Here is a 24,841-nt window from a genome sequence, read left to right on the forward strand (position 1 = left end):
CGCAGGAGTGTCGTTGCCTTCCGTTACATTCCACTCTGCGTGAAAATGAAGATGGAATTCCGTTTTCCATAGTATTGGAGGCTTTGTACATCGAACGTTTCATTCCACTGCAGGCACTCGCTTTCCGCGGGCGGTCCGTGAGCATCCTCGGCTTTCAGCCTGTGGTGTCTCACGTAGACGCGCAATTCCCGCAGGAGTGTCGTTGCCTTCCGTTACATTCCACTTTGCGTGATAATGAAGATAGAATTCAATTTACATATAGTTTTAGGTATGTCCATCGAACGTTTCATTCCACTGCAGGCACTCGCTTTCCGCGGGCGGTCCGTGAGCATCCTCGGCTTTCAGCCTGTGGTGTCTCACGTAGACGCGCAATTCCCGCAGGAGTGTCGTTGCCTTCCGTTACATTCCACTTTGCGTGATAATGAAGATAGAATTCAATTTACATATAGTTTTAGGTATGTCCATCGAACGTTTCATTCCACTGCAGGCACTCGCTTTCCGCGGGCGGTCCGTGAGCATCCTCGGCTTTCAGCCTGTGGTGTCTCACGTAGACGCGCAATTCCCGCAGGAGTGTCGTTGCCTTCCGTTACATTCCACTTTGCGTGATAATGAAGATAGAATTCAATTTACATATAGTTTTAGGTATGTCCATCGAACGTTTCATTCCACTGCAGGCACTCGCTTTCCGCGGGCGGTCCGTGAGCATCCTCGGCTTTCAGCCTGTGGTGTCTCACGTAGACGCGCAATTCCCGCAGGAGTGTCGTTGCCTTCCGTTACATACCTCTAAGACTAGTCAATAAGACGACCATTTTTATCTATTTATACATCTTCAGTTTTCGAGATTTCACAAGGGGAAATAAGGATGATTCCAAAACAAGTTGTTTACTGGATAAAAAGGTTAGTAAAACGATATCTTCCGGTATACAATCTAGTTAGGGATAATGGTAGAGTGAGATCTTGAGTGACCGACATCGATATTTATTCTTAATCATATTTTTTTGGAGTGATTTCATGTACAAATTTATTCAGGCGGTATTGCCGGTTGCCTTGCTGTTCATGTTCCTGCCACATAATCAGCAAGAGGCTGCAGCTGCAGAGGAGGCTCCGAAATCGGATGGTGTCATCGTCAAGTATAAAGAGACGGATGATGAGCCGATCAATGAGTTGATCGAGAAGGTCGAGGTTCCAAAAGGACAAACGACCGACAAGCTGATCGAGAAGCTTGAGAAACGGAAGAATGTCGAGTATGCCGAACCGAACTATCTGTTCAAGAAGATGGAAATGCCGAACGATCCAGCTTTCATAGACCAGTGGCATCATAAAAATCTTGGAACGGAAGCGGCCTGGGTAAAATCTATGGGCTCGAAGGAGATGATCGTGGCGATCATCGACGATGGAATCGACCGCAAACATCCGGATTTGACAGGGAAAATCGTCAACGCCTATGATACGGTCCGTAACCGGAAGAATATCTTGCCGGAAGGGCAGCACGGGACGCATATCGCCGGGATCATTGCCGGAAGTGCAAACAATAACATCGGCGGAGCGGGTGTTGCACCTAATGTAAAGCTGATGCCAATTAACGTTTTTGAAGGTGATTATGCCGATACGGCCGATATCATCAAGGCGATACATTATGCGATTGAGAAAAAAGCGAAGATTATCAATATGAGTCTTGGAGTCAACATGTATTCGGAGGCGTTGAATAAAGCCGTACAGGAAGCAGCAAAAAAAGGCATCTTGATTGCCGCGGCTGCCGGCAATGAAGGCGATATGGGGAAAAAAGTGCAGCGGGTATACCCAGCTGCATACAGTAACGTCATTTCCGTTGCGGCCACGGACGAAAAGGACAAGCGCCCCTATTATTCCAATTACGATTCAACCGTGGATATTGCAGCCCCTGGAGATGAGATCCTTTCAACCTTGCCACATGGTAAATATGGCTGGATGAGCGGAACATCGATGGCCACGCCCATGGTGGCGGGGGTAGCGGCCCTCATTTGGTCCAATGAGCCTAAGCTCAACAAAACGGAGGTTGAATATCGCCTCTATGATTCAGCGAAGGATCTGGGTACGAAAGGGAAGGACATATACTATGGAAACGGGAGGGTCAATGCCAAAAAGGCTCTTGAGATGAAGACGCTGACCAGGCCGAGCGTTAAAAAGATTTCCGATAAGGACATCAAGATCACCGGGAGCATCCCAGCCGATTTCCATACGGGAACCGTCTCGATCTATACCGATAAGAAACAGCTGGCCACATTGAAGATCAATGGGGAGAAGGCATTTACGGCGCCAGTTGCAAAACAAACAGCCGGCACGGTGATCTCTACGAGGGTCATCGATCCCTCGGGAAATAAAAGTGTGCCCGTTTCATTTAAAGTCGAAGATAAAACGGCGCCTAGTAAACCGTCAGTCAATACGGTAGGTGACAATACGGTAAAAGTAACAGGCAAAGCCGAAGCTGGCTCTTCCGTCACGGTCAAAAACCGCAGCACCACCCTAGGCAAAGCGAATGCCAACAGCGGAGGCGCCTTCACCGTAACGATGTCAAAAAAACAAAAAGCCGGTACCGTCCTCACGATCGCAGCAACGGATAAAGCTGGCAATTCAAGCCCGATCAAAACCATCACCGTGGCAGACAAAACCGCACCTGGTAAACCGACGGTCGACAAGGTCACGACAAAAACGACGATCGTCACAGGCAAAGCCGAAGCCAATTCCACTGTATCCATCAAGGTATCAGGGAAAGTGATCGGCTCGGCCACCGCAACGAATAAAGGCACCTTCTCGGTGAGAATCCCGAAACAAAAAGCAGGGAAGAACCTCTATGTTTCCGCTAAAGACAAAGCGAGAAATGTAAGTGAAGCAAGAAAAGTCACGGTTAAAAAGTAAGGCAAATACAGAAAACAGCCTCCCAATCTTCAATGTGGGGGCTGTTTTTGCATCAATCCTTATTGCCATACATCAATTCCGTGCTCCGACTGTATAGCTCAATGATATTGCCAAAAGGATCTTCACAATAAATTAAATGGTACGGCTTGTTCTTCCAAGTATTCCATAAATCGCTTCGCCTTTTACCGCCGGATTGCGCGATCTCATCGGCGAGTCTTTCAATATCATCCGAAATTAAGCAAATATGAAAAAAGCCCTGATACTCATCACGGTTACTCGGCGGCATCCTCGGCTCCTGGAATTCAAAAAGCTCGATTCCCACCTGATTATCCGCCAGCAAATGAGCATTGCGCATTTTTTTAACATGATTGCCAAGAAGATCGTTCGTCATATTCGGCTTGTCCTCGGCACTGGCATCAAACGAATACGGACCCGCCAATAACTTGAATCCCAACACCTGTTCATACCACGAAATCGCAGCATCCAAATCAGGCACAGCCAAACCGATGTGCGTAATTGCTGTCATATCCATCACCTCTGGTAATAAAATACCCTTTTTAGCCGGGGGACAAACGGTACTTTTGGCAACAAAAAAAAGAAGCAATAGCCAATACTGCTTCTTTGAATACATATATCGACCTCACGAAATCGTTTAAATTTCACCCTCTTCAAGCCTCCTATTATACTCAACTTTACTGATTAACCCTTTTGCATTACAGGTAAGGCAATCCGTATAAATATCGTAGGCACCTGTACCTGCACAAATATGGCATTTCACATGAGTTTCCGGAATATCCTTATGCATGAATGAAAAAATCTTTTCAATATACTGCAGAATAATCATATCCAAAACTCCTTTTTTTTCTATCATACTACGAAAAAGCGTGAAGGAAACCGGGAATACGATAACATTACGGAAACTTCATATAGGCATTACATAGTTTACATGGGGTTAAAGAATGCTAATCATCGCTTGGACTTCGAAAAGAGGAAACTTAAAAAGGCAATAGGAAATTCCTAATGGATTTAATTTCTTGAGTTAGCATTTATGAACAAAATCCCGCCTTCCTCCCTATTGTTCATTATAAAGAACGAAAGTAAGATTAAGAGAATCTACGAAAATAAAGCTCTATCACAAATATTTGTATAACGTTCATGTTAGATTCACGAATGAGAAGAACATGAATTGACCCGAAAGAGCGGAAAGAGGTTATAAAGATGATTGATATACACTCCCACATTTTACCTGGCGTTGATGACGGAGCCAAGCACATTACAGAGACTATAGCCATGGCAAAGCTTGCAGTATCGGAGGGTATACAGACCATCATTGCCACCCCTCATCATAAAAATGGTCATTTTGAAAATGAGAGAAACGATATTATAGAAAAAGTGGCAGAAGTAAATGAAGTATTGAAGGAGGAGTCGATTGATCTGGAAGTATTACCAGGTCAGGAAACAAGAATTTATGGGGATCTATTATTGGATTATCAGGATGAAAGGATCTTAACACTTAACGATGATGGAAGATATGTGTTCATCGAATTGCCATCGGATCACGTTCCTGCCTATACAGAACCTTTATTATATGAGATTCAAATGAAAGGGCTCGTTCCGATCATCGTTCACCCAGAAAGGAATCAGGAGTTTTTGGAATTTCCGAATCACCTCTACAAACTCGTTAAGCACGGGGCACTGACACAAATCACGGCAAAAAGCATTGTCGGCGGTTTTGGGAAGAAGACGAAAAAATTTGCCTTTCAGCTCATCGAAAAAAATTTGACTCACTATGTCGCATCGGATGTCCATAATACGAAAAGCCGCGCGTTCCATATGATTGAGGCTTTTGATGAAATCGAAAACAAGTATGGTGCCGAGATGAGATACCTTTTCATGAATAATGCCGAGCTCCTTGTCCAAGGAAAGCTCGCGTACAAGGAAATGCCGGAAAAAATCGAAACAAGAAAGTTTTTAGGCATATTTTAAAAAAAGCGCCACATCTACATAAAGTGGGATGGAGCGCTTTTGGCATTAAGGTTGCGTGATGAAGAACTCTTCCAAATATAAGCTCCATATTTTATAGCCATTTTCATTGGGGAGTTTTTGATTTTCGTTCAAGACATCCCTCATTTTTTCGGATGACAAATCAGGCCAATTACTCCAGTGGTTTAGGTACGGAATATCGTTAGCTTTAGCATACTTATCCAATTCCTTTACTTGATTGGGATAGTATGTGGCCTTGTATAAAGGATTAGGTGGTTGAAGCATGAACTGTGTGTCCTTGCTTTCGGATTGGACATCTTGAATGATCGACGTGATATTTTCGAGCGATTCTTCAATGGTGACATTCCCATTATCCTTTAAGGTGAAGGGTTCTAATAAAATTAAATCGGCAGTGGCATCCGCCAGCTCTTTTTGTTTGTTTTGGACAACGAATTGTGAAGACGTCATATCGTAGATGAGGCCATCGACTTGGACGGTGTCACCATATACAGTTTTTAGCTGCTTGGCTAAATCATCAGGTAAGTTATAAGCCTCATTGCCAAGGGAACTGGAACCAACCAACAAAATCTTGAACGGTTTCCCCTCCGACAATCTATGTTTATATAATTCTTTGCTTTCATTCGGCCAATTTCCGATGTATTTGACCAAGTTTTCCTGACTGGGACTTGAGGCACGGGTTTCCGTACTCACTTCTTTTGCCTTAGGCTGGCTGATGCTAACATCAGAGATTTTACCTTTCCAATGAATATTACCCATAACTATGGATGTGATGCTTAACAAAACAATAATAGTAGGTAAGAAGACTCTCATATGATTCCTCCGAAATATGCCGTAATTTGACAATTTATTTTTGTGATTTGTACCAATTTTTAAACAGGTGTACCAATTTATATGCAAAAAAGGGGTAATATATTTACCAAATTACCTAAAATTATGACAAAAAAAACAATGAATGGCAAGGTTTTGTGTTATAATACGGTTGCTGTTATTTTTTTAGTTGGAGGGTATCATGGAAGAAACGATTAGTATAAAGGAACTATTTTTGACTTTACGAAAGCGATTGAGCCTTATCATCACCATTACGGCACTGGCTGTTTTAGTGAGTGGAGCCGTCAGTTATTTTCTTTTGACGCCCATATACCAGGCGTCCACGCAGCTGCTGGTCAATCAATCGAAGAATGAAGAAGGACTATATAACTACAATGAAGTCCAAACGAATCTTCAGTTAATTAATACATATAATGTCATCATTAAAAGTTCGGCGATATTGGAATTAGTTAAGGAAGATCTAGATCTTGATATGACTGCAGCAGAGCTGAATGAAAAGATTTCGGTTACAAGTGAACAAAATTCACAAGTGGTCAACATCATTGTCGAGGATGAGAATCCACAAACGGCAGTCGATATTGCGAACAAAACAGCAGAAGTTTTTCAAAAGCAAATCGTGGAGATCATGAATGTAGACAATGTGACGTTATTGGCAAAAGCGGAGAATAAAGAAAATCCATCTCCTATCAAGCCGCAGCCGTTACTTAACATTGCCATCGCATTGGTTGTCGGATTGATGGCAGGTGTAGGACTTGCGTTCTTACTGGAGTATTTGGATAACACGATCAAGACAGAGCAGGATATAGAAAAACAACTAGGTGTGCCGATCCTTGGAGTCATTGGGACAATTGATGGTCAAGGGGATCATAGCTTGCGCTCCGAAAGAATGACTACACGTGGAAGAGGCGAAAAAATTGGCTAAAGATAAAAAGAAAAAGCTCGATTCTAAAAGAAAGCTGATTGCGAAGTTCAATCCAAAATCCCCGATATCGGAACAATTCCGCACCATCCGGACAAACATTCAATTCTCGGCTGTTGATGAAGAAGTACGTTCCATCATGGTCACATCCTCAGGTCCAGGCGAAGGAAAGTCCACAACAGCGGCAAATCTAGCTGTCGTATTCGCCCAGCAAGGGAAGACGGTCCTTCTTGTGGATGCTGACTTACGAAAACCGACTGTACACTATACCTTCAATTTACCCAACACCTTTGGAATGACCAATGTATTGACGAAACGCATGGAATTGCGCGAGGCTGTCGTAGAAACCGAGGAGAAGAACCTTTATGTGCTATCCAGCGGCCCAATCCCGCCTAATCCGGCCGAACTACTAGGTTCCAAAGCCATGAATGAATTATTCGATCGATTCAAAGAAGAATTTGACATCATCATCATGGATACACCTCCTGTATTGGCAGTTACGGATGCGCAGATCCTCTCGAATAAATGCGATGGCTCGATTCTCGTAATCTCAAGCGGAAAAACGGGAACGGAACAAGCCGTGAAGGCAAAGGAACTATTGACTGCTGCTTCCTGTAACCTAATGGGTGTCGTCTTAAATAATAAAAAAATGCAAAAAAACAACCAATACTACTATTATTATGGAAATTAATAAAAGGACTGCTTAGCTGGTGGCCTTTTGTAATCTACAAGAGTAAATATATGTTAAATTTGCAGGCTGAAAGAATCAGGAGAAAGGGGTGGCGGCATGATAGACATCCATTCCCATATATTGAATGGGGTTGATGATGGAGCTCAAACGATAGCGGATAGTATCGAGATGGCGAGAATGGCAGCTTTGGAAGGCATACATAAGATCATTGCGACACCGCATCACATGAATGGAAGATACGAGAATCGAAAACGAGATATCATCGCCCAAGTGGGTGACCTTAATGAAGTGCTGCAAGCGGAGGGCATATCATTGGAGGTACTGCCAGGGCAAGAGACAAGAATATATGGTGACATTTTGCGAGATTATGAACGTGATGAAATCATCACCTTGAATGATGGCGGTAAATATTTGTTCATCGAACTGCCGACGGCTCATGTTCCGCACTATACGGAACAATTGCTCACTGAAATACAATTCGGGGGATTGACTCCAATCATCGTCCATCCGGAACGAAACCAGGAATTAATCGAAAATCCAGATCTCTTATACAAATTCGTGACAAACGGAACACTTACGCAAGTGACGGCAGCCAGCGTTGCCGGTGCATTCGGCAAGAACATCCAAAAGTTTTCGATGCAGCTAATCGAAGCAAATTTAACACATTTCATTTCTTCAGATGCTCATAATATCACAAGTCGAAGCTTCAAGATGAACGAGGCTTTTGATGTGATCGAAAGGAAGGTCAGTGTCGATTTCGTCGACTTTTTCCTGGATAATGCAGAATTGCTTGTCGATAGTAAAACGGTTTATAAAGAGGCTCCCGAAAAGATTAAAAAGAAGAAGAAGTTTTTAGGCGTTTTTTGATCTGTCCAATTTCACGAATTTTTGGAATGATCGGTGAATTACTCTGCCATTTTTTGTGAGGTACAAGCAAATGAATCGTTAGAGGCCCGATATTAGCTGAATCTAATATCAGGCTGTGGCATTTGGACTTTAGTGAATCTTGCCAATTTTCATTGAATTGAAAAGTGCTGCCTTTTTTATATCGGATGAATGATCAAGAGTTTAACATATTTTTTCATTTCATAAAAAAATTAGAAGTATATATATGCACAGCTGCAAGTTCATTATTTACACGGAGATAACGAATAACTTGAGGGGGAGAACAGTATGAAAAAAGTAAAAAAAGCGATCATTCCAGCGGCGGGGCTAGGAACAAGGTTCCTGCCGGCGACTAAAGCGATGCCGAAGGAAATGCTGCCTATCGTGGATAAGCCGACCATCCAATACATCATTGAAGAAGCGGTGGCTTCAGGTATTGAAGATATCATTATCGTGACCGGAAAAGGCAAGCGTGCGATCGAAGATCATTTCGATAATGCATTCGAACTGGAAAATAACTTAATGGAAAAAAACAAATTCGAATTATTGGAGAAAGTCCAGGCTCCTTCCAAAGTGGACATTCATTACATCAGACAAAAGGAACCAAAAGGGTTGGGCCATGCTGTCTGGTGTGCACGGAAATTCATTGGAAATGAACCATTCGCCGTTTTACTTGGCGACGATATCGTCCAAGCGGAAACACCATGCTTAAAACAACTAATCAACGAATATGATAAAACCTTATCGTCTGTCATTGGTGTCCAAACCGTCCCTAGAGAAGAAACGCACCGTTACGGAATTGTCGATCCAGGCAGTCAAAACGGGCGACGCTATGAAGTCAATAACTTCGTCGAAAAGCCGGAAAAAGGGACAGCCCCATCCAACCTGGCAATCATGGGCCGATACATTTTCACCCCGGAAATATTCATGTTTCTGGAGAAACAAGAACTCGGAGCAGGCGGAGAAATCCAACTGACGGATGCCATCCAAAAACTGAACGAAATTCAACGAGTCTTTGCCTACGACTTTGAAGGAAAACGATATGACGTTGGTGAAAAATTCGGATTCATCCAGACCACGATAGAGTTTGCATTGAAGGATAACAATCTTAAAGATGATATTTTAGCGTTTATAGAAAACCTACTAGAAAAACAAAAGATATAAGAATAAATAGTAAGGGAGGAGCCAAATTGAAAGCTGTAGCAGTTGAGCAGAGTGTAGCATCATCTGACCGCATATTAACGGCTGACCAAGTAAATGCTAATGTAAGTTATTTAAGAATGAAAAGAATGATAGACATCATAGGTTCACTCATTGGAATCATTTTTTTATCCCCCGTTTTCCTGCTTGTAGCAATATTGATCAAAATCGAAGACCCAAAAGGACCTGTTTTCTTTAAACAGGTTCGAGTGGGAAAAGCCGAAACAGAATTCGAAATGTATAAATTTCGATCGATGGTCTCCGACGCCGAAGAGAGATTAAAAGACTTACTGGCCTTAAACGAAGTCTCAGGCGCCATGTTTAAAATGAAGGACGATCCCAGGGTCACCAAAGTCGGCAAGTTCATCAGAAAAACAAGCATCGACGAGCTGCCCCAATTATTCAACGTCCTAAAAGGTGAAATGAGCCTGGTTGGACCAAGGCCGCCTTTAAAAAGAGAAGTTGAACAATATACTGAGTATGATATCCAACGTCTATTTGTTACTCCTGGTTGTACTGGATTATGGCAAGTGAGTGGCCGGAGTAATTTAGAATTTCGTGAAATGGTTGATTTGGATATTAGATATATAAAAATAAGGTCGCTAAAATATGATTTTATGATTATTTTTAAAACAATAAGAGTCTTGTTAGGAACAAAAGATGCATATTAATTTGGTTGTTAATTTCCTTCTAGGAACTAATAAAGAAATAGACAGGTGAAATTATGGCAGGAAAAAAAATAGTATATATATGTGAATCAATTGGTGGTGGTGTTAGAAGACACTTGTTAGATTTGATCAACAATATAGATACAACTAAATATGAAGTATATTTAATATATGGGGCAGATGAGCGACTAGATGAAGTGTTTATTCAAGAGAAACAATCATTGCAGAAAAAAGGGATAATTCTATACCAGATTAAAGATTTTCAACGAAATATAAATGTCAAAAAAGATATTATATCCATACTTAAGTTAACCCAGTTACTTAAAAGTATAAAACCTGATTTGGTTCATTGCCACAGTTCTAAAGCAGGAGCGATAGGGAGGATTGCCTCATTTCTATTAGGGATAAAAGATGTGTTTTATACCCCACATGGCTACTTTTTCTTAAATGAAAATATGAATAATACAAAAAAATACACTTTTATTTGGATAGAGAAAGTATTATCTTTTTTGAGCAAAAAAATAATACATGTATCTTTTAGTGAAGAGAAAAAAGCTCTGGATTACAATGTAGTAAAAAAGGAAAAATCAATTGTCATATATAATGGAATTAACGCAATTAGTTTTTCTAAGAAATTAGATGATAACCCTAAAAAAGTTATAGGTACCATAGCTAGGATGGACGCACAAAAAAACCCTCAAAAATTTATAGATATTGCAGAAGAAATGTGTTATGTGGATGATAATGTGGAATTTTGGTATATTGGCAGCGGTGAATATTTTGAATCAATTAACAAAAAAATAAAATCTCAGGGTTTAGAAAATAGGATTAGGCTATTAGGATTTAAACCCAATGCAACAGAATTTTTGAGCAATTTTGATGTCTTTCTTTCAACTTCGTTATATGAAGGGATGCCATATGCTTTAATTGAGTCAATGTCTGTTGGAATACCTGTAGTAGCAAGTAATGTAACAGGTAACAGTGAAATAGTAATAAACGGATATAATGGATTTACATTTGAATTAAATGATAGGAAGGAGGCAGTAGATAAAATAAACCGTTTGATAAATGATGAGAGTTTGAGAAAAGAAACTTCGGAACATTCTGTATCAGAGTACAAAAAAAAATATAGTTTAGAAAGCATGATTTATCAATATGAAGAATTATATGATAAGAATTAACCTAATTTATATCATATTATTTGATATGAAAAATTTTGAGGTGTTTAATGTTTAGTTTAAGTGTTATTTTACCAATATATAATGTTGAAGCATATTTAGCTGATTGCCTAGATTCAATTATCAAAAGCATAGAAAAAGCTAATTGTAAGAAAAGAATAGAAGTAATTTTAGTTAATGATGGTTCCACAGATCAATCGATAACCATTGCAAAGTTATATTCTTCTAAATATAACTTTGTATACTTAGAAAAGAAAAATGGAGGTTTAAGTGATGCAAGAAATCATGGTCTTCAATTTGCTAATGGTGACTTTGTGGGTTTTATAGATAGCGATGATAAAGTATCAGAAGACTATTTTAGTAGTATTTTAAAGGCGATTGAAGATAACCCAGATTTAATAATATTTAACTGGTATGATTTTTTTAATGATGCCCCGATGGCAGATAAAATAGTAAGAGGGATGGATGATGAAAATTTCTTATGGACAATTCAGCCTAGTGCTTGGAATAAAATATACAAAAAAAGATTATTTAATGAAATAAAGTTTCCAAAAGGGAAAATTTATGAAGATGTAGGTACGATGTATAAAATACTGTCTAAAGTAAATGAATTTATATTTCTTGAACAGCCTCTGTATATGTATAGAAAAGGAAGACAAAATTCTTTGCTAAATACAATTAATCCGAAAATCAACCATATTTATGATGTTCTAGAAGACACCTATAAGTTTTATTTTCCTGAAATAAATAAAAATCAACTAGCGCAGGAGGGGCTTTGTTATCAATATGTTAAGTTGCTGATGTGGTCAAATATGTATAGACAAATAAAATATTATAAATTGAATATTTGGGGTTTTTATAAAAAAATGAATGAAACTAGAACTTTAATTAATAACAGATTTCCTAATTGGAAAAATAATAAGTTAATAGATGTAAACTCATTTTTTTTCAAAGAAAGATTCGGAAGTAACTATATTGAAAAAATAGATAGAATTGGTAAGAACTTTCCGTCTACTGTGTTACTTTTATTTATTATAATTTTTAAAAACATAAAAAGAAAGTAGAGAAAAAATGGAAATTTACATAATCCTGTATTTTTTATTGATCTATGTTGGATTATATACTGATGATGAATTCATAAGTTTAAATAAAAAGAAAATTATTAGTCCAAAACTGTTTCTTTTCTCATTTTCCATTATATTATATTTAATTTCTGCTACTAGGGTCGGTATTGGAACAGATTATGACCTATATAAAGGAATATTTTATGAGGGTTCAGAAAGTTGGCTTGAATTAGGTTGGGGATTTCAATGGATAAGTGATTTATTTAGATATTTAGGATTAGATTATCAATATTTTATTGCATTTAATAGTATGATTTTTATAATTGCAGTAACATATTTTATTTATAATTTTTCGGAATATAAATATATTTCTTTAATTACCTTTTTAGGAACCTATTCATACTTTTCTAGTTTTAATGGTTTTCGACAGTTTTCATCAATATCTATTGTGTTAATATCTTTGATTCTTTTTTTTCAAAGGAAAAATAAAGCTTATGCGATTATATTATTTATTATTTCACTAGGAATACACAGAAGTTCAATAATGTTCTTACCCTTGTATTTTATAAATTATATCCCAGTGAAAAAAAAGATGTTTTTATCAATAATGTTTATTAGTTTAATATCATTGTTTTTGGTTCCAGAGACTATAAAAAGCCTATTATTTGAAAAAGTATTAAATGCAAACAATTTTTTTGAAGAGAAATATGCAGGAACAGTACATGCAGCGGGTGTTGAAAGAGGAATAACCAACAAAATGTTTTATCTATTTTATTGGATCATGACATTTAGAGTTATACTAAATAAGTTTAAAACCAATGAAAAGGTAAATTGGCTCGATAAAATTTTCCTTTTGTATTTTATTGTAAACAGCTTCCTGCCTTATTCTAACTTAGTGAAAAGAATATCTTATCTCTTGGAATTAATGGCGCTATATATGATTCCAAAATTTATAAGTAGTAATAATTCGGTTTTAATTAGAAATGTACTAAAAATTTCAATAATTATTGTATTTTTAATTAGGTTAGTATATGTTTTAAATCAAAATGGTGACGGTGTTGTCCCATACGAATCCATAATAAGAATGTTCTAAATTAGGAAGTGAAATAATGGAAGTTAAGGTATCGGTGATTATTCCAGTATACAATGTTGAAAATTATTTAGAGCGTTGTTTAGATTCAATAATAAATCAAACTTATAATAACTTAGATATTATTATAATTAATGATGGGTCTACAGATAAATCATATTCAATAGCAAAGTCATATGCAAATAACGACAAACGAATTACATTATTGAATCAGAAAAATCAAGGACAAGCAAAAGCTAGAAATGTTGGTATAAGCATATGTACAGGGGATTACATACTTTTTGTGGATAGCGATGATTGGATTGAAAAAAATTGTGTGCAAAAGTGTTTAGACAGTGTTTTAAGAACTAAAAGTGAGTTAGTAGTATTTGATATTCGTTTATTTAAACAAAACGAAATAAAATATGAGAATTTCGATTTGACTATATTTAATAGCCATTCAGGACCCTGTAATAAGTTCTTTTCTAAACAATTATGGAAAGATAAAAAGTTTCCCGAGCATTATTGGTATGAAGATTTAGGGGTAATTCCTGTTATTGTAGGAAAATGTATAAACAAAGTTAAATTGAACGAAGCATTATATAATTATGATTTTACCCGACAAGATTCACAATCTCATCAAATTAATGTAAAAAAGAATAATGATATATTAGAAATGCTTGAATTAGTTTACCAAGAATTTAAAGAATATTCTCCGGAAATAGAATATTTGTTTATTAAACATCTAGTTTTAGGACTAATATTAAGAAAAGCTACATTAGTTAAGAATAATAAAAATAGAAGATATGTTATACAAAATGCTTTTAATTATTTAGAAAAACGGTTTCCAAACTGGAAGAAAAATAAATACTACATCAATAATGATTCCTTTTTATCAAAAATTGAGAAGTGTTTAGTACACTTGATTAATTATCGACAATATGCATTAGCATCTCTATTGTGGAAAAGCTTCAATAATTTAAATACAATAAGAAATTTAAATTATAAAAAACATCTCATGTTTAAAAAAGATTTTTGATAAAAGCTTTATATATTGTCAATAAAGGAAACTAATTTAGAAAATTAGCTTGATTTATATTAGTTATGGGATTTTAAAACATAGACTCCACAGTGGGTGCTATAGTCAGTCATTGTAGTTCTATTACTTAATTTCTAGGTATTAAAATATTAGAAACTATAAAATTGTCGGATATGCTAACTCATCTATTTCTCTTTATAAAATAGAATTAAAGAGTGCAGGAATTTAAAATGTTAGACTCCCTGTAACTTTAAAATAATCAGTGGGATATTAAAAATACATAAAAATTCTATTATTTCTCCATTAATTAGCTGCCTCTTAAAATGTCTTCCTAAAAGGTCTTATTAATTATAAAAAGCTATACCGTTCTAATATATATTTTAGTAAATTTTTGCTCTAGAATAATGTATTGTAATTATCTTATATGTTTTTATCAATGAATTTAAATCATAAATAATTTATTTAATTGGAGGATTTATGAAAGAATTGTTAGTAGACGCCTATTGTAATAAAAATTTAGGAGATGATCTATTTTTAAAAATTTTATTTGAAAGATATAATAACGTTAATTTTACAATTTTAAATGCACCAAAGGAATATAAAGAAATATTTAAAGGGGTAAATATCCAAAATAGTAATAAAAAACATAAATTGTTATTTAGATTAGCTCCTTTTTATTTCACCAAAAAATTTGAAGGGTTTCTTTTAATTGGCGGTTCAATGTTTATGCAAAATGAAACATGGAAAAAAGACATTAAAAAGAAAACAAGAGTAATTAACAATTTTATAAATGAAAAGAAAGAGGTATTTATTTTAGGAAGTAATTTTGGCCCGTTTTTTAATAATACCTTTTATGATAATTATAATAGGATTTTTAAAAACTGTAGTGATATTTGCTTTAGGGAATCTTATTCATATAATTTATTTAAACATTTAACTAATGTAAGGCTTGCCCCTGATATAGTTTTTCAGTTAAAGGAAGAGGAAATACCTAAAAGAAAAAATACTGTTGGATTCTCCTTAATTAATTTAGAAAATAGGAACAATTTGAGGGAATTCTCTAATCAATATCTGAATAAGATGTTGGAATTAATTAAGTCATATATAGATGATGGAAAAATTATAACACTATTCTCATTTTGTGATTCAGAAGGTGATATGGATGTTATTAATAAGATTTTAAATAGAATGTCTGTGGATTATTTAAATAAAATAAAAGTAATAAATTATACAGGAAATATAAAAGAATTTCTTAATGAATTTAAATCAATGGAAGTTATTATAGGATCTAGATTTCATTCGATTATCTTAGCACAAGTATTTAAACAAGGTTTTTATCCAATCATATATAGTGACAAAACATATAATGTTTTACAAGATATACAACTCAATGATTATTATAAATACATCAAAGATATTGATTCTCTTGATGTTAATCAAGTAATAGATATAGCTCAAAATAACAAAATTGATGATACAGAATTTTTTCGTGATTCTGAAAGTCACTTCAGTTTATTAGACGATTTTTTAAATAGGAATATAGTGGATGAGAAATAATAGAAGATCAATTAAACAATTATTATTAATGATTGGATTAACATTTGGCACTCAGTTTTGTTTATTGATAACAACTTCAATATTAGCATCTAAGTTTGGTGTTGGAGTCGAAATGGATGCTCTAACGCTTTCAAATAGTATTTCCATTTTTATTTATAGTTTTATTGGTGCCGGTGTTACAACTATATTAATCCCAAACCTTATAGATGAAGATAATAAAGAAGCTGTGAATACATTTCTAACGGTACTTTACAGTCTTGCTTTTACAGTTCTATTAATTTTAATTTTGTTCAAATATCCTATTATCACATTGGTATCAGGGGGGGGAAATAGTAATTTTGTTGAAATAGCTGCTAGACTGCTCCCCATTATTTTATTATCTCAATTTATTAATTCATTTTTAGGTTTTTCAAATGCAGTACTTCAGAATAAGGGGAGATTTAATTATCCTAAACTAACCACATTGATCACATCAATGCTATTAATGTTTTTATTAATGTTTTATAATCACATAACATTGTACACATACGCCATTTTCACATTAATAACAGTGCTTTTTAATGTGATACTCCAATTATTACAAGTAAAAAGAGTAGGTTTTCAATACCGTTTCAGCTTAAAACTTAAGGACAAAAGATTCGTCAAAATAATACATACTTTCTTTCCGATAATTTTAAGTACTGGATTATATCAATTTTCTCTTGTTATTGGTACTACGATAGCCACTCGATTAGGAGAAGGACAAAGTTCTATATTAAACTATTCTAATTCAATTACCTCCATGTTAAATATGTTGTTACTTGCAAATATTATGGCATTTTTATATCCAACTTTAGCAAGAAGTATTAAGTCCCAGAATCCACATACCAAGTTATTCGATTACTTTATATTTTTAAATGCTATTTTAAGTGTGATAGTAGTAATGTTTATCATAGTTGGAAAAGAAGGAATTACCTTATTATATGAGAGGGGGAACTTTTCGTCTTCCTCAACAGAAATTGTCTATAAATGCTCTCTTATTTATATTTTAGCCTTACCTATAAATGGAATGAGAGATTTAATTTATAGATATTTTTATGTCAATAGTGATACCTATACACCGTTTTTAAATAGCATTGTGGTAAGTATCCTAAATATAATAATTAGTATAATTCTATCTAATTTTATTGGTATATATGGAATTGTAATAGGAACAATGTTAACGTCTTATTTATCATTATTATTGATTTTGATAAAATTCAAAAAGAACTTTGGTTTTAATTATAATAAACGATCGTTTATTATTGAAAACCTAAAAATTCTCATGATAACTTTTTCTTCTATCATGCTTGCAGCATTATTAAAAAACTATTTTGCAGTGCAAAGTGAAGTATTTTCATTGTTCATATTTGTACCAATTATTATATTAATTTTTTGCTGTTTACTGTTTTTAACTAAAAGTAAGGTTTTTAATATTAATATCTAACAAAGCCCAAATTGGTCTGGTTAAAAAATTTATAAAAGTTTTCTTATTAATAGTCTGCTAATTTTAGAACATCCTAGTAACGGCTTGCTTTAGTTTATCCAACTTCAGGAGAACCCTATAATATAATAACGTATAAGTCTTAATAATTTTATTTTAGATAACCCATATAACAAATAGTATAAAAACCAAGTGTATTAGTAGAAATTAATTAAACCTTTATTAAGGGGGATAATTTTGAAAAGGAGAAATTTTTTAAAGAATTTTCTAATAGGAATTCTAGCTTTTATATTTGGCTATTCCATAAAGAAAGATGGAGGTATTGAATGGTTTCAGTATGATCAAATTAGTGAGGGAGATAAGAGTATTAAAGACAATAACTTTATAGTTGATAAACTCAACATTTTCTCCAAAAAGTTAGATGGCTATAATAATATAAAAGAATATAACGTTAAAGGTGATGGAAGTACCGGAGATGCTAAAGCTATACAAGCAGCAATAAACTATTTCAGACAGCAAACAATAAAAAGTAATTTTACTAAAATGGCAGTATTAAGGTTTCCCTCTGGAAAGTATATTATAGATGAAGAAATTAATTTATCCCCGTATGTCAAAATTAAATCTGAAGGCTATGTTGAATTTTGTGTTACTCACAATGGTACCGGATTTTATATAAGCCCAATGGCAGATGATCCGAAATTTAATAATTTCAGTCCGGATCATCTTAATAAAAATAGTTGGAATAGAGGTAAATATTTTGATGGATCAGATGGAGCAATTGTCTTTACTACGCCACTTAACAATGATAAAAGTGCTACAAAAACAATAGCAATTGAAATAGGAAGTAGAGATATTGAAAGCGATATTAGAACTCCTACTTCTCGATATACCATGGAAAATATAAACGTATTTGGATATGATAAAGCTATAAAAATTAATTCTGTAAATAATTATATAGGGACTTTTAAAAATTGCCAATTCGAAATAAATAACCACGCAATCGTTTACAAATCTCCTCCGGGAAAACAAATCAATTCAGGTGAAAATTTTGTATTTGATAACTGTATAATTGCCCTATCTAAAAAGGAAGCAATATTGATAGATGCCCCAGGTCATGATTTGATTTTTGAAAATACATCCTTTGATTTTAATTCTTCACCAATTTTTAAAAGCTTACGCTCAGGTACCTCTTTACGTCTAAATCATTGTTATATCGAAAAGATTGGCGACGGGGTAGGTAGCCAGTATATATATCAATCAGAATGTATCTCTCAGGGCGAGGTAGGTGGGAGAAATTCCTTTTATCTGAATAATGTTATTGCATATTTAAAAAGACCAGCGATTCTATTTAGTAACACATCAAACAAAGATATCGGATATATTAATGTATACCTAGATATAAATGGACTTGAAACTAGATATCAAGATACAGAAAATAAAGATCCATATAATCTAAAAAGCCGTTTTTTAGTAAATAGTCCTAAAATTTCTATATTGAATAGTAAAATTATTAATATGTCTATAATGAAAAGTCTGCTATCTAAAGATTTGAATCTTTTTAGGAATGGTGGTTTTACATTATCGACAATTAATACTGATTTGTCTGTTGAAGGTAGTGATGATTATTGGTTTATCTCCTCAAGTGCTGGAATTTCAAATCCTCTAGTAAAAAAAGAGGGGGTAGCAGGAAGCAATTGCATTAAATATAGTGTGAAAAGCCCTCATAATTCAATGAAATTAGAAAGTAAACATTACTACAATGTTGAACCGGGAGAAATGATATTTTTTTCTGCATTAATGAAGATAGATAAAATTAGTTCACACGCCGAAATGATCTATAGTTTAGAATGTTATGATCATACTGACAAACTAGTGGATACTTTAAATTATTATGATTATATAGGTACAGGTAAAACTATTAAATCGGTTGAGTCAAAATTTAGAGTGCCCCGTTCTTTAGGAGAATTTCAGATACCTTATGGTGTATATAAAATTAAACCAGTTTTAATTCTGAATAAATTTGTTTCTACGTTTGTCTGTGTCGATGAAGTTCATATAAGTAAATCAAAATAATTCTTTAAATAACTATCATTAATATACATGGTGGTTACATTTATATTGTAAGTAACTAATTACAGTAAAAACCTTGACAATCTAAGTTACCTATTTAACTCATCTAAGTTAGAGTAGATATTTCAGATAATAAATCCAAAAGTTAATATTCCCCATCCTGTTCGTGCTTTGGGCGATGGTGATTTTCTTTTTTCCTCGCAGGAGCAAAGCATGAACCATTTACAGGGCTGCATAAGAATCTTTGACTGGCGAACCAGAGAGATTCTTCTGTTCCTGCCCATTATTTATTCTGTGCTATCCTCTAGAATGTTTAAACTTCACTTGAACATGCATGGCCTCGAACCACCCTTCTTCTTTGACTGGCTCCTCATACATCCCTGCATCCTCCAAGTGATTTTTAATTGATTCTTCCTAAGATGATGGAGGAACTTGAGCTTTACTTATGTACATATTGTTTTACGATTAAATGCCACTTTTTTCAGCAATCGTATTGTTGCCCATCCTTGTTCATGTAATCCTCTAATCATAAAAAACTCCCAAGCCTTCAGCAGCGCCTCTCCAATTTTACATGTTCTGCCGTTAATAACTTAGTACCGTGAGGACATGTCCATTCATTTGAAGCACTTTTTCCACCAGTGTCTTTCATGTGTCTTGCTTTAAAAAACAGATAGATCACTCAGTAGCCACATTTACAGGTGAAAATCAGAGCATCCCCTGTTACTTCGTCATTCCATTTTCTTTTTGCATGGGGTGCAGCGTGCCTTAGTTTCTCGTGCAAAGGTCGATATATTTCACTACGAATCACAAAAATGACTTTTGTGGGGTTCGAAAAATGGGACAGGGAGTTTCAAAATTGAAACACCCTGTCCCATTAATCTTGCTAAAATGAAGATATATTGATATTACATCCAAACTGTAAGAAGGAGCTAGAACAAATTTTACATTTTCTCTTTTTGTGAAATTACTGCGTATTCTATTAGCAACAGTGAAAAAATCACGGATGCAAGTGAACGATATTTACAAAAGGTCGAAGATGAAATTCCACAAACGTCAGTGACAGAAGTGTTTTTTTAAAAAATCGGAAAGTTCATGAATCGGAACAATTCGCTGCGTTTCCCTCCGTTTCATGTTCATCTGGGATACAAAAATTCTTCATGCCAATTGAAGCAGACTTTACACATATCATTCAGCAAATGCTCATATTATCACAAATCAAAGCTTAAAAAGAAGCAGTTTTTAGGTATTTTTTTATCTGTCAAAATTTCAGAATTTAGGAATGGTTGGTTAATTGCGCTGCCTTACTAATGGGGAGAGGACCTATACGATTGTGAATATTGCTAATTTTCAATGAAGTTAACATTTCGTCTCTTTATAGATCGGACGTGCAACCCCAAAGTCCAACAGATTTTTTCTGGAAATATATTTATATGCCTTACCTGAGGGAGAGAACAGTATGAAAAAAGTAAAAAAAGCAATCATTCCAGCGGCGGGGCTAGGAACAAGGTTCCTGCCGGCGACTAAAGCGATGCCGAAGGAAATGCTGCCTATCGTGGATAAGCCGACCATCCAATACATCATTGAAGAAGCGGTGGCTTCAGGTATTGAAGATATCATTATCGTGACCGGAAAAGGCAAGCGTGCGATTGAGGATCATTTCGATAATGCATTCGAACTGGAAAATAATTTAATGGAAAAAAACAAATTCGAATTATTGGAGAAAGTCCAGGCTCCTTCCAAAGTGGACATTCACTACATCAGGCAAAAGGAACCAAAAGGGTTGGGCCATGCCGTCTGGTGTGCACGGAAATTCATCGGAAATGAACCATTCGCCGTTTTACTTGGGGACGATATCGTCCAAGCGGAAACGCCATGCTTAAAACAGCTAATCAACGAATATGATAAAACCTTATCGTCTGTCATTGGTGTTCAAACCGTCCCTAAAGAAGAAACGCACCGTTATGGAATTGTCGATCCAGGTAACCAGAACGGCCGGCGCTATGAAGTCCATAACTTCGTCGAAAAGCCGGAAAAAGGAACAGCCCCATCCAACCTGGCAATCATGGGCCGATACATTTTCACCCCGGAAATATTCATGTTTCTGGAGAAACAAGAGCTCGGAGCAGGCGGAGAAATCCAACTGACGGATGCCATCCAAAAACTGAACGAAATTCAACGAGTCTTTGCCTACGACTTTGAAGGAAAACGATTTGACGTTGGTGAAAAATTCGGATTCATCCAGACCACGATAGAGTTTGCATTGAAGGATAACAATCTTAAAGATGATATTTTAGCGTTTATAGAAAACTTACTAGAAAAACAAAAGATATAAGAATAACTAGTAAGGGAAGAGCCAAATGGAAAGCTGTCGCTTATATCCATAACCGGATAGGAAATGATTCATTCGGATGAGGCTTACTAAAAAAATGGAGATGATTGATTTGAAATCAAAGATTTGTATAGTTGGTTTGGGGTATATTGGGTTACCAACAGCAGCTGTTTTAGCGGATAAAGGATTTACGGTACATGGTGTAGATGTTAATGAAGAAGCGGTCCATTTAATTAACAATGGGCAGGTGCACATATATGAACCGGACCTAGAGAAAGTTGTGAAAAAGGTGGTAACAGCAGGTAAATTGACGGCAGATATCGAGCCTATGAAGGCAGATATTTATATTCTGGCTGTACCGACACCATTTAAGGAGAACCATAAGCCGGATTTGGCATATGTCGAATCAGCCACTAAATCGATCATCCCATATATTGAACCAGGGAACCTAATCATCCTTGAATCTACTAGTCCCATCGGTACGACTGAAAAATTGGCAGAGTGGATATTAAATGAAAGACCGGATTTAAGCATGGATGAAAAATCAAACCAAATTTTTATATCGCATTGTCCGGAACGTGTATTGCCTGGGAAAATACTGAAGGAATTAATTGAAAATGATCGTACTGTCGGCGGAATCAATAAGATGTCCACACAAAAAACTGCGGAATTTTATGAATCATTCGTTGAAGGGAAGGTCCTTCAGACAAATGCAAAGACTGCTGAATTAACCAAACTAACTGAAAACACATACAGAGATGTGAATATTGCTTTTGCAAATGAACTTTCCATGATTTGTGATGATCAAGAGATCAATGTTTGGGAATTGATAAAATTGGCTAATCATCATCCCCGTGTGGATATTTTACAACCTGGTCCTGGAGTCGGGGGGCATTGTATTGCGGTCGATCCATGGTTCATTGTGGATGCTGCACCTGAGAGAGCACAATTAATTTATACCGCAAGAAACGTCAATGATTCAAAGCCACACTTCGTTATTGATAAAATTAAAGAAGCAGCTACTGATCCGGCCCATTCCAAAATTGCCTGTTTAGGTCTTGCTTTTAAGGCAAACATTGATGATTTAAGAGAAAGCCCCGCTTTAGAAATCGTAAAAGATTTAGCTGAAATACTTCCTTCGACCATTTATGTAGTAGAACCTCATATTTCGGAATTACCGAGTGTTCTTAGAAATAAAAATATTGAATTGATAAACACGGAAGATGCAATAGCAAATGCCGACATATTGGTCATATTAGTGGATCATGATTACTTTAAAGCGATAGACAAAAATAGTATGAAGGAAAAACATATCATAGATACGAGGGGATTATATACAAAAAGTGAGCCATACGATAATGCAGCAACAGAAAAATACCTATCCGTTTGAGGCGATTAACATTGAATTATCTTTTAAGTACTAATAGGTACCCTAAACAAGAAGATTTATTTAGTATCTCACCATTCCTTACGTCACAGCGGATGATTTACCGTGGAAACCTTCATTCATCCATACGAATTTGACATAGTAGTTTGTATTAAAAGTTTCATTTCAAAAGGAATTTGGATTTTTTTGCATTCAACGAGAATTACTAAATGAAGGAGATAAGCATGGAAAGTAAAATTAAAATAATGACGATTTTCGGGACTAGGCCTGAAGCCATTAAAATGGCTCCTCTAGTATTGGAATTAAAGAAACATTCCGATACGATTGAATCCATCGTTACTGTTACAGCTCAGCACAGAGAGATGTTAGATCAGGTGTTAGAAGTATTTAATATAACTCCAGATTATGACTTGAATATCATGAAAGAACGTCAATCTTTGACAGGAGTTACGATAAATGCGTTATCCGGCTTAGAAAAAATTATGAAAGAAGTGCAACCAGACTTGGTTCTGGTTCACGGAGATACTTCAACCACTTTTGTTGCAAGTCTTGCAGCTTTTTATAACCAAATACCAGTCGGGCATGTTGAAGCTGGTTTAAGGACGTGGAATAAGTACTCACCCTTCCCAGAGGAAGTAAATAGGCAATTAACTGGAGTCATAGCCGATTTGCATTTTTCTCCAACAGTTCAATCAAAAGAAAATCTAATACAAGAAAATAAAAAACAAGAGACAATTATTGTAACAGGTAATACGGCTATCGATGCTTTAAAAACGACTGTATCAGATTCATATAAGCATGAACTTATAGAAGAAATTGGCTTAGATAAAATGATTTTGTTGACTGCTCATAGACGAGAAAATCTTGGAGAACCTATGAGAAATATGTTTAAGGCTATTAAACGTCTTTTAGAAGAAAACAGTAATGTGCAAGTAGTCTATCCTGTACATCGTAATCCTGCTGTCAGGGAAATGGCCAAAGAAGTATTAGGTAATCATAAAAGAATTCATCTAATTGAGCCGTTGGGTGTAATAGACTTCCATAACTTTGCTTCACGTTCATACCTTATCTTGACTGACTCGGGGGGAGTTCAAGAAGAAGCTCCATCATTGGGTGTTCCTGTGCTGGTTCTTAGAGATACAACAGAAAGACCGGAAGGAGTAGAAGCAGGAACATTAAAGTTAGTTGGTACTGATGAAGATATTATATTTCAGGCTGCACATGAGTTATTGAATAATAAAGATAAGTATAATGATATGGCTAAATCAGCAAACCCCTATGGAGATGGCAAAGCATCATATCGAATCGTTCAGGATATTTTATATCGTTTCGGTAAAATTGATAAGGCTCCATCGGAATTCAAATGATTTTAAGAGAGGTACCTTTGATAATTATAGGACCCTAAAAAGAAGTTATTATTATCTTAATCCTTTTTTGGAACAAGTAAATAAAGAAAATGTCTTCATTCTTCTTTTAATAGAATTCCGATGCCATAAAATAGTAAGTTGCGCACACTTATTAAAGCACTTCCACTTGCTAATCCCCAGCATATATGTAATTATCAAATAAATGAGCTATATTCCTTATATTTCAAAA

The 24,841-nt window shown here is 35.4% G+C and carries 20 protein-coding genes; 17 read left to right on the forward strand and 3 right to left on the reverse strand.

The features are described 5' to 3' along the window. Positions 1-1,011 precede the first annotated feature (1,011 nt). On the forward strand, positions 1,012-2,895 hold the full coding sequence (locus tag CVN76_RS15930; protein WP_100532095.1) for a S8 family peptidase: 1,884 nt from the start codon (positions 1,012-1,014) through the stop codon (positions 2,893-2,895). 52 nt (positions 2,896-2,947) lie between these two features. Here the strand turns inward: CVN76_RS15930 and CVN76_RS15935 are convergent, their stop codons facing one another. After that, positions 2,948-3,526, reverse strand: a complete 579-nt coding sequence (locus tag CVN76_RS15935) for a VOC family protein (RefSeq protein WP_232732279.1) — start codon at positions 3,524-3,526, stop codon at positions 2,948-2,950. A 21-nt stretch (positions 3,527-3,547) separates the two neighbouring features. Then, a complete protein-coding gene (locus CVN76_RS15940; RefSeq protein WP_100532096.1) occupies positions 3,548-3,739 on the reverse strand; it encodes a hypothetical protein in 192 nt (63 codons plus the stop codon). 374 nt (positions 3,740-4,113) lie between these two features. Between CVN76_RS15940 and CVN76_RS15945 the strand changes: the two genes are divergently transcribed. Further along, a complete protein-coding gene (locus CVN76_RS15945) occupies positions 4,114-4,881 on the forward strand; it encodes a tyrosine-protein phosphatase (RefSeq protein ID WP_100532097.1) in 768 nt (255 codons plus the stop codon). Between the two features lie 45 nt (positions 4,882-4,926). Here CVN76_RS15945 and CVN76_RS15950 read toward each other — a convergent pair whose 3' ends face one another. Beyond that, the gene (locus tag CVN76_RS15950) at positions 4,927-5,709 is read right to left on the reverse strand and encodes an SGNH/GDSL hydrolase family protein (RefSeq protein ID WP_100532098.1); all 783 of its coding nucleotides are present in this window, start codon (positions 5,707-5,709) and stop codon (positions 4,927-4,929) included. A gap of 199 nt (positions 5,710-5,908) precedes the next feature. Between CVN76_RS15950 and CVN76_RS15955 the strand changes: the two genes are divergently transcribed. The 15 genes from CVN76_RS15955 (at position 5,909) to wecB (ending at position 24,612) form a co-directional block, all read left to right on the forward strand. Then, positions 5,909-6,649: a YveK family protein gene (locus CVN76_RS15955; protein ID WP_100532099.1), complete on the forward strand. Its 741-nt coding sequence runs from the start codon at positions 5,909-5,911 to the stop codon at positions 6,647-6,649. Then, a complete protein-coding gene (locus CVN76_RS15960) occupies positions 6,642-7,337 on the forward strand; it encodes a CpsD/CapB family tyrosine-protein kinase (protein WP_100532100.1) in 696 nt (231 codons plus the stop codon). Before CVN76_RS15955 ends, CVN76_RS15960 begins: the two co-directional genes overlap by 8 nt. 96 nt (positions 7,338-7,433) lie before the next feature. Further along, positions 7,434-8,204: a tyrosine-protein phosphatase gene (locus CVN76_RS15965; protein ID WP_100532101.1), complete on the forward strand. Its 771-nt coding sequence runs from the start codon at positions 7,434-7,436 to the stop codon at positions 8,202-8,204. Positions 8,205-8,510: 306 nt separating this feature from the next. Beyond that, complete coding sequence (gene galU, locus CVN76_RS15970) at positions 8,511-9,386, forward strand: UTP--glucose-1-phosphate uridylyltransferase GalU (RefSeq protein ID WP_100532102.1); 876 nt, start codon at positions 8,511-8,513, stop codon at positions 9,384-9,386. A gap of 71 nt (positions 9,387-9,457) precedes the next feature. Next, positions 9,458-10,093 carry a sugar transferase gene (locus CVN76_RS15975; protein WP_232732281.1) on the forward strand — a complete coding sequence of 212 codons (636 nt, stop codon included), beginning with the start codon at positions 9,458-9,460 and terminating at the stop codon, positions 10,091-10,093. Between the two features lie 53 nt (positions 10,094-10,146). Continuing rightward, positions 10,147-11,271, forward strand: a complete 1,125-nt coding sequence (locus CVN76_RS15980) for a glycosyltransferase family 4 protein (protein WP_100532103.1) — start codon at positions 10,147-10,149, stop codon at positions 11,269-11,271. A gap of 47 nt (positions 11,272-11,318) precedes the next feature. Continuing rightward, the gene (locus tag CVN76_RS15985; protein ID WP_100532104.1) at positions 11,319-12,332 is read left to right on the forward strand and encodes a glycosyltransferase family 2 protein; all 1,014 of its coding nucleotides are present in this window, start codon (positions 11,319-11,321) and stop codon (positions 12,330-12,332) included. A 7-nt stretch (positions 12,333-12,339) separates the two neighbouring features. Continuing rightward, complete coding sequence (locus CVN76_RS15990; RefSeq protein ID WP_100532105.1) at positions 12,340-13,425, forward strand: EpsG family protein; 1,086 nt, start codon at positions 12,340-12,342, stop codon at positions 13,423-13,425. A 16-nt stretch (positions 13,426-13,441) separates the two neighbouring features. Continuing rightward, positions 13,442-14,440 (forward strand): glycosyltransferase family 2 protein, encoded by a 999-nt coding sequence (locus tag CVN76_RS15995; protein WP_100532106.1) that lies wholly within the window; start codon positions 13,442-13,444, stop codon positions 14,438-14,440. A 477-nt stretch (positions 14,441-14,917) separates the two neighbouring features. Continuing rightward, positions 14,918-15,997, forward strand: coding sequence for a polysaccharide pyruvyl transferase family protein (locus tag CVN76_RS16000; protein WP_100532107.1), 1,080 nt, complete (start codon positions 14,918-14,920; stop codon positions 15,995-15,997). Next, positions 15,987-17,462 carry a murein biosynthesis integral membrane protein MurJ gene (gene murJ / locus CVN76_RS16005; RefSeq protein ID WP_100532108.1) on the forward strand — a complete coding sequence of 492 codons (1,476 nt, stop codon included), beginning with the start codon at positions 15,987-15,989 and terminating at the stop codon, positions 17,460-17,462. Before CVN76_RS16000 ends, murJ begins: the two co-directional genes overlap by 11 nt. A 234-nt stretch (positions 17,463-17,696) precedes the next feature. Further along, positions 17,697-19,532: a glycosyl hydrolase family 28-related protein gene (locus CVN76_RS16010; protein ID WP_157805679.1), complete on the forward strand. Its 1,836-nt coding sequence runs from the start codon at positions 17,697-17,699 to the stop codon at positions 19,530-19,532. A gap of 1,453 nt (positions 19,533-20,985) precedes the next feature. Continuing rightward, on the forward strand, positions 20,986-21,861 hold the full coding sequence (galU, locus tag CVN76_RS16015; RefSeq protein WP_100532110.1) for a UTP--glucose-1-phosphate uridylyltransferase GalU: 876 nt from the start codon (positions 20,986-20,988) through the stop codon (positions 21,859-21,861). A 109-nt stretch (positions 21,862-21,970) separates the two neighbouring features. Further along, positions 21,971-23,248, forward strand: a complete 1,278-nt coding sequence (gene wecC, locus CVN76_RS16020) for a UDP-N-acetyl-D-mannosamine dehydrogenase (RefSeq protein ID WP_100532148.1) — start codon at positions 21,971-21,973, stop codon at positions 23,246-23,248. Between the two features lie 221 nt (positions 23,249-23,469). After that, positions 23,470-24,612 (forward strand): non-hydrolyzing UDP-N-acetylglucosamine 2-epimerase, encoded by a 1,143-nt coding sequence (wecB, locus tag CVN76_RS16025; RefSeq protein ID WP_100532111.1) that lies wholly within the window; start codon positions 23,470-23,472, stop codon positions 24,610-24,612. The last annotated feature ends 229 nt before the right edge of the window (positions 24,613-24,841 follow it).

The sequence above is a fragment of the Bacillus sp. mrc49 genome, assembly GCF_002803435.1.

What these genes read in the sequence shown, in the direction of transcription:
- wecB (WP_100532111.1), top strand. Translation starts at nt 23,470, where the DNA reads ATGGAAAGTAAAATTAAAATAATGACGATTTTCGGGACTAGGCCTGAA.
- CVN76_RS15980 (WP_100532103.1), top strand. Translation starts at nt 10,147, where the DNA reads ATGGCAGGAAAAAAAATAGTATATATATGTGAATCAATTGGTGGTGGT.
- CVN76_RS15965 (WP_100532101.1), top strand. Translation starts at nt 7,434, where the DNA reads ATGATAGACATCCATTCCCATATATTGAATGGGGTTGATGATGGAGCT.
- CVN76_RS16000 (WP_100532107.1), top strand. Translation starts at nt 14,918, where the DNA reads ATGAAAGAATTGTTAGTAGACGCCTATTGTAATAAAAATTTAGGAGAT.
- CVN76_RS15940 (WP_100532096.1), bottom strand. Translation starts at nt 3,739, where the DNA reads ATGATTATTCTGCAGTATATTGAAAAGATTTTTTCATTCATGCATAAG.
- CVN76_RS15990 (WP_100532105.1), top strand. Translation starts at nt 12,340, where the DNA reads ATGGAAATTTACATAATCCTGTATTTTTTATTGATCTATGTTGGATTA.
- CVN76_RS15945 (WP_100532097.1), top strand. Translation starts at nt 4,114, where the DNA reads ATGATTGATATACACTCCCACATTTTACCTGGCGTTGATGACGGAGCC.
- CVN76_RS15950 (WP_100532098.1), bottom strand. Translation starts at nt 5,709, where the DNA reads ATGAGAGTCTTCTTACCTACTATTATTGTTTTGTTAAGCATCACATCC.
- CVN76_RS15995 (WP_100532106.1), top strand. Translation starts at nt 13,442, where the DNA reads ATGGAAGTTAAGGTATCGGTGATTATTCCAGTATACAATGTTGAAAAT.
- murJ (WP_100532108.1), top strand. Translation starts at nt 15,987, where the DNA reads ATGAGAAATAATAGAAGATCAATTAAACAATTATTATTAATGATTGGA.
- CVN76_RS15930 (WP_100532095.1), top strand. Translation starts at nt 1,012, where the DNA reads ATGTACAAATTTATTCAGGCGGTATTGCCGGTTGCCTTGCTGTTCATG.
- galU (WP_100532110.1), top strand. Translation starts at nt 20,986, where the DNA reads ATGAAAAAAGTAAAAAAAGCAATCATTCCAGCGGCGGGGCTAGGAACA.
- galU (WP_100532102.1), top strand. Translation starts at nt 8,511, where the DNA reads ATGAAAAAAGTAAAAAAAGCGATCATTCCAGCGGCGGGGCTAGGAACA.
- CVN76_RS15955 (WP_100532099.1), top strand. Translation starts at nt 5,909, where the DNA reads ATGGAAGAAACGATTAGTATAAAGGAACTATTTTTGACTTTACGAAAG.
- CVN76_RS15985 (WP_100532104.1), top strand. Translation starts at nt 11,319, where the DNA reads ATGTTTAGTTTAAGTGTTATTTTACCAATATATAATGTTGAAGCATAT.
- CVN76_RS15935 (WP_232732279.1), bottom strand. Translation starts at nt 3,526, where the DNA reads ATGTATTCAAAGAAGCAGTATTGGCTATTGCTTCTTTTTTTTGTTGCC.